We start from the raw sequence: 15,563 nt of genomic DNA on the forward strand, positions 1-15,563 counted from the left end.
GGGAGGGTGAGAAACGATATTTGGTGACAAAAATCACAAAAAGCAGGTGTTTAATTTGCGATACGAATTAATTTTTCACACACTCACAATGCCAGTGAATCATCAACTGTATCTATAGTTCGTGACACAATAAAAAACAGAGCTGAGAACACGCCTTAAACGGGGTCTCATAGGGGGAAGAAAGTGAGTATTCTAGGTTATTTACAAAAGGTTGGTCGCGCACTGATGGTGCCGGTCGCCACGCTGCCTGCCGCAGCCATCCTGATGGGTGTCGGCTACTGGATCGACCCCAACGGCTGGGGTAGCACCAGCGCGCTGGCGGCGTTCTTTATCAAGTCAGGCTCCGCCATTATCGACAACATGTCCGTGTTGTTTGCAATTGGTGTAGCTTATGGTATGTCCAAAGACAAAGACGGTGCCGCTGCGCTGACCGGTTTTGTCGGTTTCCTCGTCTTAACCACGCTCTGCTCACCAGCAGCAGTGGCGATGATCCAAAAAATTCCGGCGGACCAGGTGCCGGCGGCATTCGGTAAGATCAGCAACCAGTTTGTCGGTATCCTTGTAGGTATCATCTCCGCCGAACTGTATAACCGCTTCAGTAGCGTTGAACTGCCAAAAGCGCTCTCCTTCTTTAGCGGCCGTCGTCTGGTGCCAATCCTGACCTCGTTCGTGATGATCGTCGTTGCGTTCATCATGATGTACATCTGGCCGATGATCTTCGACGGTCTGGTTAACTTCGGTGAGCACATTCAGAAACTGGGCTCCATCGGGGCGGGCGTGTACGCGTTCTTCAACCGTCTGCTGATCCCGGTTGGTCTGCACCACGCGCTGAACTCCGTGTTCTGGTTCGACGTTGCGGGTATTAACGATATCCCTAACTTCCTGGGTGGCGCACAGTCCATCGAAGCCGGTAAAGCGGTTGTCGGTATCACCGGTCGCTACCAGGCTGGCTTCTTCCCAATCATGATGTTTGGTTTGCCGGGTGCTGCGCTGGCTATCTACCACTGCGCGCGTCCAGAGAACAAAGCGAAAGTGCTGGGTATTATGATGGCGGGGGCGTTTGCGGCCTTCTTCACCGGTATCACCGAACCGCTGGAATTCTCCTTCATGTTCGTGGCACCTGTACTGTATGTGATCCACGCTGTGCTGACCGGTATCTCCGTGTTTATCGCTGCCAGCATGCAATGGATTGCGGGCTTTGGCTTCAGTGCGGGTCTGGTGGATATGGTGCTTTCTTCCCGTAACCCGCTGGCGACCCACTGGTGGATGTTGATTCCACAAGGTCTGGTGTTCTTCGCGATCTACTACGTGGTGTTCCGTTTCACTATCACCAAATTCAACCTGATGACCCCGGGTCGCGAGCTGGCTGTGGCCGGTAGCGAAGCGGATGGTCAGGACGTGAACGTGAGCGGTGCGCAGGATCAGGATGTTTCTGGTCTGGCGCGTCAGTACATCGCCGCTGTCGGGGGTTCTGACAACCTGACCGGCATTGATGCCTGTATCACCCGTCTGCGTCTGAACGTGAAAGATTCCTCTCTGGTGAATGAAGCGCTGGCAAAACGTCTGGGCGCGTCCGGCGTTATCCGCCTGAACAAAACCAGCGTGCAGATTATTGTCGGCTTCGTTGCGGAAAAAATTGCCAACGCCATGAAAACAACTGGCCCGGTTGCCGCCGCTGAAGCAGGCGCTGCCCCCGCTGCCGCACCTGCTGCTGCAAAACCGCAGGCCGTACCAAACGCCAAAACCGTTGCTGCGCTGGTTTCTCCTGTCACCGGTGAAGTCGTGGCGATTGAGCAGGTGCCTGATGAAGCATTCGCCAGCAAAGCGGTGGGTGACGGTGTCGCGGTGAAACCAACGGACAAAACCGTTGTGTCTCCTGCTGCCGGTACCATTGTGAAAATCTTCAACACCAACCACGCGTTCTGCCTCGAAACAGAAAATGGCGCAGAGATCGTTGTCCACATGGGTATCGATACCGTAGCGCTGAACGGTCAGGGCTTTACTCGCCTGGTGGAAGAGGGCGCTGAAGTGGTCGCCGGGCAGCCGATTCTGGAAATGGATCTGGACTTACTGAACACCAATGCGCGCTCCATGATAAGCCCGGTGGTTTGCAGCAACATCGACGACTTCAGTGGCCTGGTCATTCAGGCGAAAGGTCAGGTTGTTGCGGGCCAAACACCGCTGTATGAGATTAAAGGCAAGTAATCGCTCCTGAGTAGAGTCATGCCTTAAGCGGCGGGGGATCTCCTCCGCCGCTTTTTTTTGCAGCAAATGCCCCCATTATTTTCTTCAGAGCCGTTTTAAGGGTTGTCACTACGTCCGGCTTATAAGATCATATGCCGTTATACGTTGTTTACGCTTTGAGGAATCCACGATGAGTGAGGCAGAAGCCCGCCCGAGTAACTTTATTCGTCAGATCATCGATGAAGATCTGGCCAGTGGTAAGCACACCACGATCCATACCCGTTTCCCGCCGGAGCCGAACGGCTATCTGCACATTGGTCATGCAAAATCAATTTGCCTGAACTTTGGCATTGCCCAGGACTATAACGGACAGTGCAACCTGCGTTTCGATGACACCAACCCAGTAAAAGAAGACATCGAATACGTTGAGTCGATCAAGAACGACGTGCAATGGCTGGGCTTCAACTGGTCTGGCGATATCTGCTACTCCTCTGACTATTTTGATCAGCTGTACGCCTATGCGGTTGAGCTGATCAACAAAGGTCTGGCGTATGTCGACGAGCTGTCTGCGGATGAAATCCGTGAATATCGCGGTACGCTGACCGCACCGGGTAAAAACAGCCCCTACCGCGATCGCAGCGTGGAAGAGAACCTGGCGCTGTTTGAAAAAATGCGTGCGGGTGGCTTCGAAGAAGGCAAAGCGTGTCTGCGTGCCAAAATCGACATGGCGTCTCCGTTCATCGTAATGCGCGATCCGGTGCTGTACCGTATCAAGTTCGCTGAACACCACCAGACCGGTAACAAGTGGTGCATCTATCCGATGTACGACTTCACCCACTGCATCAGCGATGCGCTGGAAGGTATCACCCATTCGCTGTGTACGCTGGAGTTCCAGGACAACCGTCGTCTGTACGACTGGGTACTGGATAACATCACCATTCCTGTGCATCCGCGTCAGTACGAGTTCTCTCGTCTGAATCTGGAATACACCGTGATGTCCAAGCGTAAGCTGAACCTGCTGGTCACCGACAAGCACGTTGAGGGTTGGGATGACCCGCGTATGCCGACCATCTCTGGTCTGCGTCGTCGTGGTTATACTGCCGCGTCTATTCGTGAGTTCTGCAAACGCATTGGCGTGACCAAGCAGGACAACACAATTGAAATGGCGTCTCTGGAATCCTGCATTCGCGAAGACCTCAACGAAAACGCACCGCGCGCGATGGCGGTTATCGACCCGGTGAAACTGGTTATCGAGAACTATCCGCAGGGTGAAAGCGAGCTGGTCTCCATGCCTAACCATCCGAACAAACCGGAAATGGGAAGCCGTGACGTGCCGTTCAGCGGTGAAATCTGGATCGATCGTGCTGACTTCCGCGAAGAAGCTAACAAGCAGTACAAGCGTCTGGTGTTGGGTAAAGAGGTGCGTCTGCGTAATGCTTACGTCATCAAAGCCGAGCGTGTGGAGAAAGATGCGGAAGGTAACATCACCACCATCTTCTGCTCTTACGACGCAGAGACCCTGAGCAAAGATCCGGCGGACGGACGCAAGGTAAAAGGCGTTATTCACTGGGTGAGTGCGCCCCACGCGCTGCCGGTCGAAATTCGCCTCTACGATCGTCTGTTCAGCGTGCCTAACCCGGGTGCGGCTGAAGACTTCCTGGCGACCATTAACCCGGAATCACTGGTTATCAAACAGGGCTATGCGGAGCCATCACTGAAAGCGGCTGAAGCGGGCAAAGCGTTCCAGTTCGAACGTGAAGGTTACTTCTGCCTCGACAGCCGTCACAGCACGGCGGAAAAACCGGTATTTAACCGTACCGTAGGTCTGCGCGATACCTGGACTAAGATCGGCGAATAATAACGCTGTATTGGTCAATGAGAGACAAACGCCGCGTATTGCGGCGTTTTTTTTATTTATGATCATATCGTTAAAGCCGGGCTGTAAACCTTTCGGTGAAAATATCAGGTCAATGTGGTGCTACTTATTTTCCTGAAAAAAGTTTGTTTGTTTGCATAAAAACAGAATGAGGAAAACGTTACAGAGTTTAACGATTTTAACTACTGATATTTAATGTCTTACCCCGCCAAATCTCGTCCTCCGGTAAATGTTACAAAGCACTACCAATTATGTGCACTTCGTCATAATCCTGACTTTTGCCCGCTGAAAAGCATTGATAATTCGCGTCGCGAAAAATAACCTAAAGACGGTAGTTAATTCGAGGGTATTTAAAACTACCCCTGACCATTGGGTCTTTTTTATTTTCGCCGTTTCAGGCGTTTTAATTCGTCAAAGAGGAATAATCTATGCGTACGTTCAGTGGCAAACGTAGTGCGCTGGCGCTGGCTATTGCCGGTGTGACAGCTATGTCGGGCCTGGTCGTTACCCCAGAGGCAAAAGCGGCGGGTTTCATCGAAGATTCTACCCTCACGGGCGGTATTTATTACTGGCAGCGTGAGCGTGACCGTAAAGACGTTACCGAAGACAAATACAAAACCAACCTTTCTCACTCCACCTGGAACGCCAACCTGGACTTCCAGTCAGGCTACGCCGCGGATATGTTCGGTCTGGATATTGCTGCGTTCACCGCGATCGAAATGGCGGAAAACGGCGACAGCGCCCACCCTAACGAAATTGCCTTCTCCTCCAGCAACAAAGCCTATAAAGAAGACTGGTCTGGAGATAAAAGCGGTATCAGCCTTTACAAGGCCGCAGCGAAATTTAAATACGGCCCGGTATGGGCGCGCGGGGGCTATATTCAGCCAACCGGCCAGACGCTGTTAGCGCCGCACTGGAGCTTTATGCCGGGCACTTATCAGGGGGCCGAAGCCGGGGCGAACTTCGACTATGGTGATGCGGGTGCGTTGAGCTTCTCTTACATGTGGACCAACGAGTACAAAGCTCCATGGCACATCGAAATGGACAAGTTCTACCAGAACGATAAAAAAACCAAAGTCGATTACCTGCACTCGCTGGGCGCGAAATACGACTTCAAAAACGATCTGGTTCTTGAAGCGGCATTTGGTCAGGCAGAAGGTTACGTCGATCAGTACTTTGCCAAAGCCAGTTACAAATTTGATATCGCCGGGAGCCCGCTGAGCACCAGCTATCAGTTCTACGGCACGCGCGATAAAGTCAGTGATGGTGGTGTCAACGACATCTATGACGGTACAGCATGGTTACAGGCTCTGACATTCGGCTACAAGGTAGGCCAGGTTGATTTACGTCTGGAAGGAACGTGGGTGAAGGCGGAAGGGCAGCAGGGTTACTTCCTGCAGCGTATGACCCCGACCTATGCATCGTCCAACGGACGTCTTGATATCTGGTGGGATAACCGTTCAGACTTCAACGCCGACGGCGAGAAAGCGGTCTTCTTCGGTGCGATGTATGACCTGAAAAACTGGAACCTGCCTGGCTGGGCGGTGGGGGCTTCTTACGCTTACGCCTGGGATGCAAAACCTGCCGATATGGCCACACCAGACGCTTACTACGATCCAAACTATCGCCTGAAAGAGTCCTCCTACAGCCTGGATGCGATCTATACCCTGCAGGATGGTCGCGCAAAAGGCACGATGTTCAAACTGCACTTCACCCAGTATGACAACCACTCCGATATCCCGAGCTATGCGGGCGGTTACGGCAACATCTTCCAGGATGAACGTGACGTGAAATTCATGGTTATCGCACCGTTCACCATCTTCTGATGAATCGTCTGGCGGGCAGTGCCCGCCGGACAGGAGACTGTACATGATGAAAAAAATCGTAATTGTCGCGCTGCTGGCGTCGGGACTGGTGGCGTGTGCTCAGACTCAGGCACCGGAAGAAGATTCCCGGCTGAAAGAGGCTTATAGCGCATGTATCAATACTGCTGAGGGTTCGCCGGAGAAAATTGAAGCCTGTCAGAGCGTGTTGAATGTGCTGAAGAAAGAGAAAGCGCATGAGCAGTTCGCGACGCAGGAGACGGTGCGCGTGATGGATTACCAGGCCTGTATCCAGGCGCGTAAAACCGGTAACGATCAGGAAGTGGCGAAGCGTTGCGATCAGATCTGGAAAGAGATTCGTAGCAATAACAGTAACTGATTCGCTGTTACCCTGCCCGGTGGCGCTGCGCTTGCCGGGTTTTTTTATGCCTGAAAACAGGCCAAAAAAAAGCCAACCTTGCGGCTGGCTCAGAGCATGAACACAAATTATTTTGCGTCGTGCGCGTGATCATCTTCACGGCAATCGCCTTCAGCACAGTGACCATACAGGTACAGGCTGTGGTTGGTCAGACGGATGCCATGACGCGCCGCGATTTCACGCTGACGCGCTTCGATGGAATCATCGCTAAATTCAATGACCTTGCCGCAATCGAGGCAGATCAGGTGATCGTGGTGCTGTTGCTGGGTCAGTTCGAAGACAGATTTCCCGCCTTCAAAATTATGACGGGTAACAATGCCCGCGTCATCAAACTGGTTCAGCACGCGATAAACGGTAGCCAGCCCAATCTCTTCACCCATGTCGATAAGACGTTTATAAAGGTCTTCCGCACTGACATGGTGATTGTCTGGACCCTGAAGCACTTCGAGGATTTTTAACCGAGGAAGCGTAACTTTCAGGCCAGCCTTCTTTAATGCGGTATTGTTGTCAGTCATGCGGAATCTGTCCTGTTGCTAAACGATTCACTTCTTAGGAAGTGACAGAAAATGCACCTGGGATAATGCGTCTCATTATAGAACTGCCATGGCTAAATGAAAACTGCAAGTCTCAGGCAAAATATGCTTATAAAAACGTGGTATCACCAACAAACTTGCGCAATGGAAAACCACGTTTTATCAGGGAGACATTGTACAGGTCTGGACGAAAAAGTTAAAAGATTGTAGCGATTAATTTAATCGGTTTGACCTGGAACATGGGCGCAACCGCCGTTGCGCCGTGATAAAACTCAGGCGTTGAGAATATCGTCCAGGTGCAGCTCTTCGCGGATCTGCTTCACCCACTTCTCAACACGCTCTGCGGTCAGTTCAGGCTGACGGTCTTCGTCGATGGCCAGACCCACGAAATGGTCGTCATCCGCCAGGCCTTTAGACGCTTCGAAGTGGTAGCCGGCAGTCGGCCAGTGGCCAACAATCACGGCGCCATTTGGCTCGATGATGTCGCGGATAGTGCCCAGTGCGTCACAGAAGTACTCGGCGTAGTCTTCCTGATCGCCACAGCCAAACAGGGCAACCAGTTTACCGTTGAAGTCCACTTCTTCCAGCGTCGGGAAGAAATCATCCCAGTCGCACTGGGCTTCGCCGTAGTACCAGGTCGGAATGCCCAGCAGCAGGATGTCATAGCCTTCGAGGTCTTCTTTGCTGCTCTTGGCGATGTCATGCACATCAGCAACGTCTTTACCGAGCTGTTTTTGAATGTTTTTTGCGATGTTTTCGGTATTGCCGGTATCACTGCCGAAGAAAATGCCGATGATTGCCATGAGTAAAATAACCTCTTGAAACTTAATAGTATGGTGGCGCAATTTGGCCACGGATAAGGGCAATAATAGCAGAACTGGCAACCCTGCGGAAACAGCTATCACGCAGGACTGCACTCTGTGCTACATGAAAAGGGTCATTAAGGGGATTTTCAGACTTATGCCTGGCTGCGCAACGTCTCAAGCTGGGCGATCAACATCTCTTCAATGAGTTCGCTGCGACTGATATTGCGCGCGTCAGCCAACTCGTTCAGCGCATCGACGGCGTCGGCGTTAAGCTTCAGTTCGACACGCTTAAGCCCACGATTTTTATCGCGTTTAAGCTGATTGCGTTTATTGATACGCAGCTGTTCATCGCGCGAAAGCGGATTCGTCTTGGGTCGTCCCGGGCGACGCTCATTCGCGAACAGATCTAGTGTCGTACGGTCCGTTTGTTCTTTGGCCATGATTCTGAGACTTCGGGGGAAACACGCCGCCCTGCTAATGCCCGGGCGATAAGCGCGCCATCATACATCACCAAAAACGGCGCGCCAACGACTGGAAGCCCGCAGTCTTCCAGTCGCTCTCTTTTTAATCAATTTGCCGTATCAGAGAGATAGCGACGAATGGCACGCAACACGGCGTCAGGTTTTTCGGCATGAACCCAGTGTCCGGCACCGGCAATGACGTGGGCACGCGCCTGCGGGAATTGCGCCAGTATGGCCTCGCGGTACGCGTCGGTAACATAAGGAGAGTTACCGCCACGAATGAAGAGGGTAGGGTGTGGCCAGGCCGGTACCGTTTCCCAGCCCACGATGTTGTTGTACTGCGCCCAGAGCACCGGCACGTTAAAACGCCATTGTCCGTCCACAAACGATTTCAACAGGAACTGCACAACGCCTTCTTCATCCAGATGGTCACGCATGACGGCCGCCGCCTGTTGGCGGGTCGCGACACCCGCTTCGGTGACCGCATTGATGGCGGCAAAAATTTCGTCATGACGGCGAACGTCGTAATCGACAGGCGCGACATCAATCACCACCAGGCCGTTAATACGCTCCGGCGCAAGCGCTGTGAGGGCCATCACCGCTTTGCCGCCCATTGAATGCCCGATGAGGGTTACCTTCTGCAGGCTGTTGGCGTCCAGCGTATCCAGCAGATCCTGCGCCATCGCGACATAGGTCATCTCGTCTGAACGCCCGGAAAGACCGTGATTGCGCATATCGACCTGCAAAATATCGTGGTCAGTAACCAGATCGCGCGCCAGCACGCCCAGGTTATCCAGACTGCCAAAAAGCCCGTGAACCAGTACGATGGGAGAATTATTGTTCGGCGATTGTGCAGTTTGCGCTCGGGTATTCAATTTCATGGCAAAGTTCTTTTTTTACGTATGTCAGGTTAGGGTATCATGTTGACCATTCTGCCGCCCGGCTGCAAGGTTCCAGTTTAATCTGACTTTTGTGGCCAACCTGGTTTGACGCTATCCGCTGTTGGGATTTGACCTTATAATCCCAATGACTTGTATTCAGATAAGATATCGCACTGGATTAAGATGAAAACAATCGAAGTTGATGACGAACTCTATCAGTATATTGCCAGCCAGACGCGGCATATCGGGGAGAGCGCGTCCGACATTTTACGGCGCATGCTTAAAATTTCCGCCGCTTCACAGCCTGCTACCCCAGTCACCAAAGATGTCGTGTCTCAGCCGGGCGTTGTCGCACAAGCAAAACCTGCCGTGACACCGGCAAAAGATAAAGTGCGCGCGATGCGCGAGCTGCTCCTGTCCGATGAATATGCGGAGCAGAAAAAGGCGGTTAACCGCTTTATGCTGGTGCTGTCTACACTTTATTCACTGGATAACAATGCGTTTGCTGAGGCGACCGAGTCGCTTCACGGTCGTACTCGCGTCTATTTCGCGGGTGATGAGCAGACGCTGCTGCAAAATGGCAACCAAACCAAACCCAAACATGTCCCTGGCACTCCGTACTGGGTGATCACCAATACCAATACGGGCCGCAAGTGCAGCATGATTGAACACATCATGCAGTCCATGCAGTTCCCGGCGGAATTGACTGAAAAGGTTTGCGGTACAATTTAACCCTTGCATCAGAAGGACCCGGTAATGGCAAATCACAGCCGTGCAGGCCAACCTGCACAACAAAGCGATTTGATTAACGTCGCTCAGCTGACCGCGCAGTATTACGTGCTGAAACCGGTCGTGGGCAACGCAGAACACGCAGTGAAGTTTGGTACATCTGGCCACCGCGGTAGCGCGGCGCGCCACAGCTTTAACGAACCGCACATTCTGGCCATTGCTCAGGCCATTGCAGAAGAGCGCGCTAAAAACGGCGTTACCGGTCCGTGCTACGTGGGGAAAGATACCCATGCACTGTCTGAACCTGCCTTTATTTCGGTGCTGGAAGTGCTGGTGGCAAACGGCGTCGATGTGATTGTTCAGGAGAACAACGGTTTTACCCCAACGCCTGCGGTCTCTAACGCTATCCTTGTGCACAACAAAAAAGGTGGCGCGCTGGCGGACGGCATCGTTATCACGCCATCCCACAACCCGCCGGAAGACGGCGGCATCAAATACAACCCGCCTAACGGTGGTCCGGCTGACACCAACGTCACCAAAGTGGTGGAAGATCGCGCCAACGCCTTGCTGGCAGATGGCCTGAAAGGCGTGAAACGTATTTCTCTGGATGCCGCCATGGCATCGGGTCACGTGAAAGAACAGGATCTGGTTCAGCCGTTCGTGGAAGGGCTGGCGGATATCGTCGATATGGCGGCAATTCAGAAAGCCGGGCTGAAGCTGGGCGTGGATCCGCTGGGCGGCTCCGGTATTGAATACTGGAAACGTATCGCAGAGCATTACAAGCTGGACCTGACCATCGTGAACGATCACGTCGATCAGACCTTCCGCTTTATGCACCTCGATAAAGATGGCGCGATCCGTATGGACTGTTCCTCAGAGTGTGCCATGGCGGGCCTGCTGGCGCTGCGCGATAAATTCGACCTGGCGTTTGCTAACGACCCGGATTATGACCGCCACGGTATTGTCACCCCGGCCGGACTGATGAACCCGAACCACTATCTGGCGGTTGCGATTAACTACCTGTTCCAGCACCGTCCGCAGTGGGGCAAAGAGGTGGCTGTCGGTAAGACGCTGGTCTCTTCAGCCATGATCGACCGCGTGGTCGATGCGCTGGGGCGCAAGCTGGTGGAAGTACCGGTTGGCTTCAAATGGTTTGTTGACGGTCTGCACGACGGCAGCTTCGGCTTCGGTGGTGAAGAGAGCGCGGGGGCATCTTTCCTGCGCTTCGACGGCACGCCGTGGTCAACCGATAAAGACGGCATCATCATGTGCCTGCTGGCGGCGGAAATCACCGCGGTCACCGGTAAAAACCCGCAGGAACATTATAACGACCTGGCGGCACGCTTTGGTGCGCCGAGCTATAACCGTATTCAGGCCAGCGCGACGTCTGCCCAGAAAGCGGCGCTGTCGAAACTCTCTCCTGAGATGGTCAGCGCAAGCACCCTGGCGGGCGACCCGATCTCTGCCCGTTTGACGGCGGCACCGGGTAACGGTGCATCCATTGGCGGACTGAAAGTGATGACCGACAACGGCTGGTTCGCGGCACGTCCATCCGGTACGGAAGATGCGTATAAAATCTATTGCGAAAGTTTCCTTGGCGCTGAGCACCGTCAGCAGATTGAGAAAGAAGCGGTAGAGATTGTCAGCGAAGTGCTGAAAAACGCGTAAGTGCGGTTTGTGTGCCGGGCGGCACTGCGTTTGCCCGGCCTACAACAACGATCGTAGGCCCGGTAAGCGCTAGCGCCACCGGGCTTTTTTTCAACTGTGCTTATTCTTCAATTCAAACCGTGGTGACACCAGACCGTACAGCGTCCAACCCATAAAGGTCACCATCGCACCATACAGCATCGCCTCCTGCCCGGATGAGTAGAGCGCATAGAAGCTGTAAATCGCCCCAATCAACGCCACGATGTTCGCCACGCGCGCTTTGCGTGGTTCCACTTTCGCGACCTTCTGAATAATCACCAGCGCCGCCATCGACAGAATATATGGAATGATATTCGTCACGACCGCCAGGTTGACCAGCACGTTGAACTGGCTGTTCAGCGACGGGCTGATGGTCATCAGCGACAATCCGCTCTGGAAGATGACAATCGCTAACATGCCCTGCACCGGCGCATCGGCTTTGGTCACGCGGGAGAAGATTTTCGGGAAGTAGCCTTCATCAGCCGAAGATTTAAATACCTGAGCGATAGTAAACTGCCAGCCGAGAAGTGACCCGCAGCAGGACATCACCATCAGACCCATGATCACTTTCCCGACGCCTGGAGTGAACATCTGCGCAAAAGCCAGCCCGAACGGCGCCGTGGAGTTTGCTAGGTCCATGTTCGGCACGATGCCTGCAATCACGTTCGTCGAGACGATATAGATCACCGCCGCGCCGAGCGTGCCGCCGAGAACGGCAATCGGGACGTTCTTTTCCGGGTTCTCCACCACTTCCGCATTCGCACAGGCGGATTCCAGGCCGAGGAAGGCCCATAGCGTCATGGCGATAGAAGAGCCCACTGCGGTAAAGAACGGTACATGGTGCGGGTTCCAGGAGTTAGCGTACAGGGTCGGGCTGAACCAGAACCAGCCGATGATGCACAGGCCGACAACCGGGATGATTACGCCCCAGACGGTGATGCTGCTGAGCTGGCCGGTGATGCGCGCGCCGCCAAAGTTGGCCACGGTGCAGATCCACAGTACGCCGATGGTGGCTAAACCAATCTGTACCGGGCTAAGCGTCGCGCCAAACAGCTCTGCGCCGTAACCGACGGCGGAAATAGCAATGGCCACGTTAGCGATTAGCAGTGACACCCCGTAGGTATAGTTGGCCATAAAGTTGCCGGACTTACCAAAGGCATATTCGGCATAGCCCCCCATACCGCCTGACTTGCGGCTGAACATTCCGCACTTGGCAAACGCCCATGCCAGCGCCATTGAACCTAAGGCGGTCACCAGCCAGGAGATAATCGAAATGGTCCCCACTTCTGCAAGCTTGGTGGGCAGCATGATGATCCCCGATCCCATCATATTCACCATAGTGAGGATGGTGAGCTGCATTACGCCCATCTTATTGGACTTACTCATAATGTCTCTCCTTTCAGCAGCGCGGGCTGAGCGGCGGGTTGTTTGATGACATTGCAGCGAACCTGTTTGCGACCCTCGCACTCTTCGACGTAGACCCCTTGCAGCTCGGGCGCAAAGCCCGGTAACAGGTTGATGCCTTCTTCCAGCGCGGCAAAGTAGCGCAGCACGGAACCGCCCCAGACTTCCCCCGGGACAACGCATAGCACCCCTGGCGGATAAGGAAGGGCGCCTTCAGCGGCGATGCGGCCTTCCGCGTCGCGCAGGGATACCAGTTCGACCTCGCCGCGCAGATAGGCGTAATTCGCGTCCTGCGGGTTCATCATCACGCGTGGGAAGTGGGATTTGCGGAACATCTCTTTCTGTAGCTGTTTCACGTTGTGGCGGGCGTACAGGTCATGCATCTCCTGGCAGATCTGGCGCAGGGTGTAATCCGCGTAGCGATCCGGATGTTGTCTGCAGATGGAAGGCAGCACCTCTTTTAGCGGGGCATCACTCTCGAGCAGTTTTTCGAAGCGGACCAGCTGCGCCACCAGCTGCTGCAGTTTGCCCATATCTTCCGCTGGCGTGAGCAGGAACAGGATCGAGTTGAGATCGCATTTCTCCGGCACAATGCCATTTTCACGCAGGAAGTTGGCGAGGATAGTGGCAGGCACGCCAAAATTGTCATACTCGCCGGTGCGGGCGTTAATGCCCGGCGTGGTCAGCAAGAGCTTGCACGGGTCGATAAAATACTGGTGCTCAGCGTAGCCTTCAAAAGCGTGCCAGTGTTCACCCGGCACGAAATGGAAGAAACGCAGGTCGGTCGCAATTTCCGCCGTGTCCCAGCTTACCCAGGGACGACCATCTACCGTTTCGGGTACGAACGGACGCAGGTAGTGGCAGTTCTCCAGAATTAATTTTCGCGCTTCGATACCGTTCACCACGCAATCCATCCACATGTTGCGGCCGCTCTGGCCTTCATGCATCCGGGCGTTGATGTCCAGCGCGGCAAACAGCGGATAGAACGGGCTGGTGGAGGCGTGCATCATAAAGGCGTTATTCAGCCGCTTATGCGGGACATAGCGCTGTTGACCTTTGATGTGGCTGTCTTTCTTGTGGATTTGCGAGGTCTGTGAGAAGCCCGCCTGCTGTTTGTGCACAGACTGGGTCACCAGGATCCCCGGATCGTTTTCGTTCAGCTCCAGCAGCAGCGGAGAGCAGTCGGCCATCATCGGAATAAACTGCTCGTAACCCACCCAGGCCGAGTCAAACAGGATGTAATCGCACAGATGACCAATCTTATCCACCACCTGACGGGCGTTATAGATGGTGCCATCGTAGGTACCCAGCTGGATCACCGCTAGGCGGAATGGACGCGCATCGCGTGCACGGCCAGGCGCCACCTCTGCCACAAGCTCGCGCAGATAACGTTCATCAAAGCAGTGGGCGTCAATACCACCGATAAAACCGTACGGGTTGCGCGCGGTTTCCAGATAGACCGGCGTAGCGCCTGCCTGAAGGAGGGCACCGTGATGGTTGGATTTATGGTTGTTACGGTCGAACAAGACCAGGTCACCCGGCGTGAGCAGGGCGTTAAGCACCACTTTGTTAGATGATGAAGTGCCATTCAGTACGAAGTAAGTCTTATCGGCATTAAAGACTTTGGCCGCATGCTGCTGGGCGATGCACGGTGCGCCTTCGTGGATCAGCAGGTCGCCCATCGCCACGTCGGCGTTGCACAGATCGGCACGGAAAAGCGTCTCGCCAAAGAAGTCGACAAACTGGTTCCCGGCAGGGTGACGGCGGAAGAATTGCCCGCCCTGATGCCCCGGGCAGTCAAACGCGCTGTTGCCCTGTTTCACATAATCGACCAGGGCGCGGAAAAACGGCGGGCGCAGCTGGGTTTCATACTTCTGCGCTGCCGCTTCAAGTTGACGTCCATAAAAGTCGTTGCTGGTGTCTGAATACTCAAATACGCCATGAATGCGTGATAAATAGTCTGCCGGGATGATCTCTTCTTTGTGCGTCGCGACAAAAACAGGAATACCAAATCCGGTGGCTTCTATTTCGTCCAGTATACCGTCGGTAATATCGCTGACGGCCAGAACAATAGCGGCAACATCAATATAATCCGAGGCCCGCACATCCACCAGTTCACGCTGGGTGGTAAAACAATCCGGACAGGCACGGCTGGCTGCAATTTTTAAACTGTTCATCTTTCTCTCTTTATTTTAGGTAATAAAAGTCCCTCGATTTCTTGCAAAAAAGAAATCGATAATTTTCCGGAAAAAAAAGCAAAAGGAGGCCGCTGATTAAAAATCAGTGAATTGCTTTTTTATGATGGCAATTCAGTCCGCCCGGTGCGGATGAGTCTGAATCACGTTAAATGAGCGCACGAGGTTACAGGCAACAGCCTGTAAAATAGGGAGTTTCAGGATAACCTGTAAGCGAGTGCGCCAGAAGTCGAAGGACTACCGGGCATTAAAGAGATGAAAGTCAAAGCAGTTTCGGTGGGCAAACATCATGATATGTGTTGTCCGCCTTATATGGGGCATTAAACGATTGTTGTTTTCCATGTTTCATTTTCCTTTCAGTAATTGAAAGCATGGTCATTTTATCCAGGAAAAGGCTATTAACTGTGAAATAGATCACCGTTAACCGATCAAATCAGAAATAAATATTCGTTTTTGATGAATATCGCAGATCAAAATGCTGATTTGTTGATGGTCTGTTAATGGATTGTATTGTTAATGTCTTAAATGAGCGAAAATAACCCGATAAAATAACGGTGAGTTATTTTT

Annotated in this window: 13 protein-coding genes; 6 read left to right on the top strand and 7 right to left on the bottom strand. The window is 53.4% G+C overall.

Annotated features, from left to right (window positions below):
- Positions 1 to 183: 183 nt before the first annotated feature.
- The 4 genes from nagE to chiQ all read left to right on the top strand — a co-directional run bounded on the left by nagE (position 184) and on the right by chiQ (position 6,262).
- Positions 184 to 2,205 carry an N-acetylglucosamine-specific PTS transporter subunit IIBC gene (gene nagE, locus GM298_RS19985; RefSeq protein ID WP_266155121.1) on the top strand — a complete coding sequence of 674 codons (2,022 nt, stop codon included), beginning with the start codon at positions 184 to 186 and terminating at the stop codon, positions 2,203 to 2,205.
- A 169-nt stretch (positions 2,206 to 2,374) separates the two neighbouring features.
- Positions 2,375 to 4,042: a glutamine--tRNA ligase gene (gene glnS / locus GM298_RS19990; protein ID WP_025756354.1), complete on the top strand. Its 1,668-nt coding sequence runs from the start codon at positions 2,375 to 2,377 to the stop codon at positions 4,040 to 4,042.
- Between the two features lie 446 nt (positions 4,043 to 4,488).
- Positions 4,489 to 5,886, top strand: a complete 1,398-nt coding sequence (gene chiP, locus GM298_RS19995; protein ID WP_025756355.1) for a chitoporin ChiP — start codon at positions 4,489 to 4,491, stop codon at positions 5,884 to 5,886.
- 46 nt (positions 5,887 to 5,932) lie between these two features.
- Positions 5,933 to 6,262, top strand: a complete 330-nt coding sequence (chiQ, locus tag GM298_RS20000; RefSeq protein ID WP_025756356.1) for a ChiQ/YbfN family lipoprotein — start codon at positions 5,933 to 5,935, stop codon at positions 6,260 to 6,262.
- Positions 6,263 to 6,369: 107 nt separating this feature from the next.
- Here chiQ and fur read toward each other — a convergent pair whose 3' ends face one another.
- The 4 genes from fur to ybfF form a co-directional block, all read right to left on the bottom strand.
- Positions 6,370 to 6,816 (bottom strand): ferric iron uptake transcriptional regulator, encoded by a 447-nt coding sequence (fur, locus tag GM298_RS20005; RefSeq protein WP_014169146.1) that lies wholly within the window; start codon positions 6,814 to 6,816, stop codon positions 6,370 to 6,372.
- Positions 6,817 to 7,106: 290 nt separating this feature from the next.
- A complete protein-coding gene (gene fldA / locus GM298_RS20010) occupies positions 7,107 to 7,637 on the bottom strand; it encodes a flavodoxin FldA (protein ID WP_008501067.1) in 531 nt (176 codons plus the stop codon).
- 155 nt (positions 7,638 to 7,792) lie between these two features.
- Complete coding sequence (gene ybfE / locus GM298_RS20015) at positions 7,793 to 8,080, bottom strand: LexA regulated protein (RefSeq protein ID WP_023334913.1); 288 nt, start codon at positions 8,078 to 8,080, stop codon at positions 7,793 to 7,795.
- A gap of 128 nt (positions 8,081 to 8,208) precedes the next feature.
- Entirely contained in the window at positions 8,209 to 8,982 is a 774-nt protein-coding gene (gene ybfF, locus GM298_RS20020) for an esterase (RefSeq protein ID WP_266155122.1), read from the bottom strand.
- Positions 8,983 to 9,165: 183 nt separating this feature from the next.
- On the opposite strand from ybfF, the gene seqA reads away from it, so the two are divergent.
- Positions 9,166 to 9,714 (top strand): replication initiation negative regulator SeqA, encoded by a 549-nt coding sequence (seqA, locus tag GM298_RS20025; RefSeq protein WP_025756358.1) that lies wholly within the window; start codon positions 9,166 to 9,168, stop codon positions 9,712 to 9,714.
- Positions 9,715 to 9,738: 24 nt separating this feature from the next.
- A complete protein-coding gene (pgm, locus tag GM298_RS20030; RefSeq protein WP_266155123.1) occupies positions 9,739 to 11,379 on the top strand; it encodes a phosphoglucomutase (alpha-D-glucose-1,6-bisphosphate-dependent) in 1,641 nt (546 codons plus the stop codon).
- A 90-nt stretch (positions 11,380 to 11,469) separates the two neighbouring features.
- Here pgm and potE read toward each other — a convergent pair whose 3' ends face one another.
- From potE to speFL, 3 genes are all read right to left on the bottom strand, one after another.
- Positions 11,470 to 12,783: a putrescine-ornithine antiporter gene (gene potE, locus GM298_RS20035; RefSeq protein ID WP_266155124.1), complete on the bottom strand. Its 1,314-nt coding sequence runs from the start codon at positions 12,781 to 12,783 to the stop codon at positions 11,470 to 11,472.
- On the bottom strand, positions 12,780 to 14,978 hold the full coding sequence (speF, locus tag GM298_RS20040) for an ornithine decarboxylase SpeF (RefSeq protein WP_266155125.1): 2,199 nt from the start codon (positions 14,976 to 14,978) through the stop codon (positions 12,780 to 12,782). The genes potE and speF overlap by 4 nt, the downstream gene beginning before the upstream one ends.
- Positions 14,979 to 15,233: 255 nt before the next feature.
- A complete protein-coding gene (gene speFL, locus GM298_RS20045) occupies positions 15,234 to 15,338 on the bottom strand; it encodes a leader peptide SpeFL (protein WP_003858645.1) in 105 nt (34 codons plus the stop codon).
- Between the last annotated feature and the right edge of the window lie 225 nt (positions 15,339 to 15,563).

Origin of the sequence: Enterobacter sp. HSTU-ASh6, from assembly GCF_026319105.1 — a bacterium.
Classification (GTDB): Bacteria; Pseudomonadota; Gammaproteobacteria; order Enterobacterales; family Enterobacteriaceae; genus Enterobacter; species Enterobacter sichuanensis.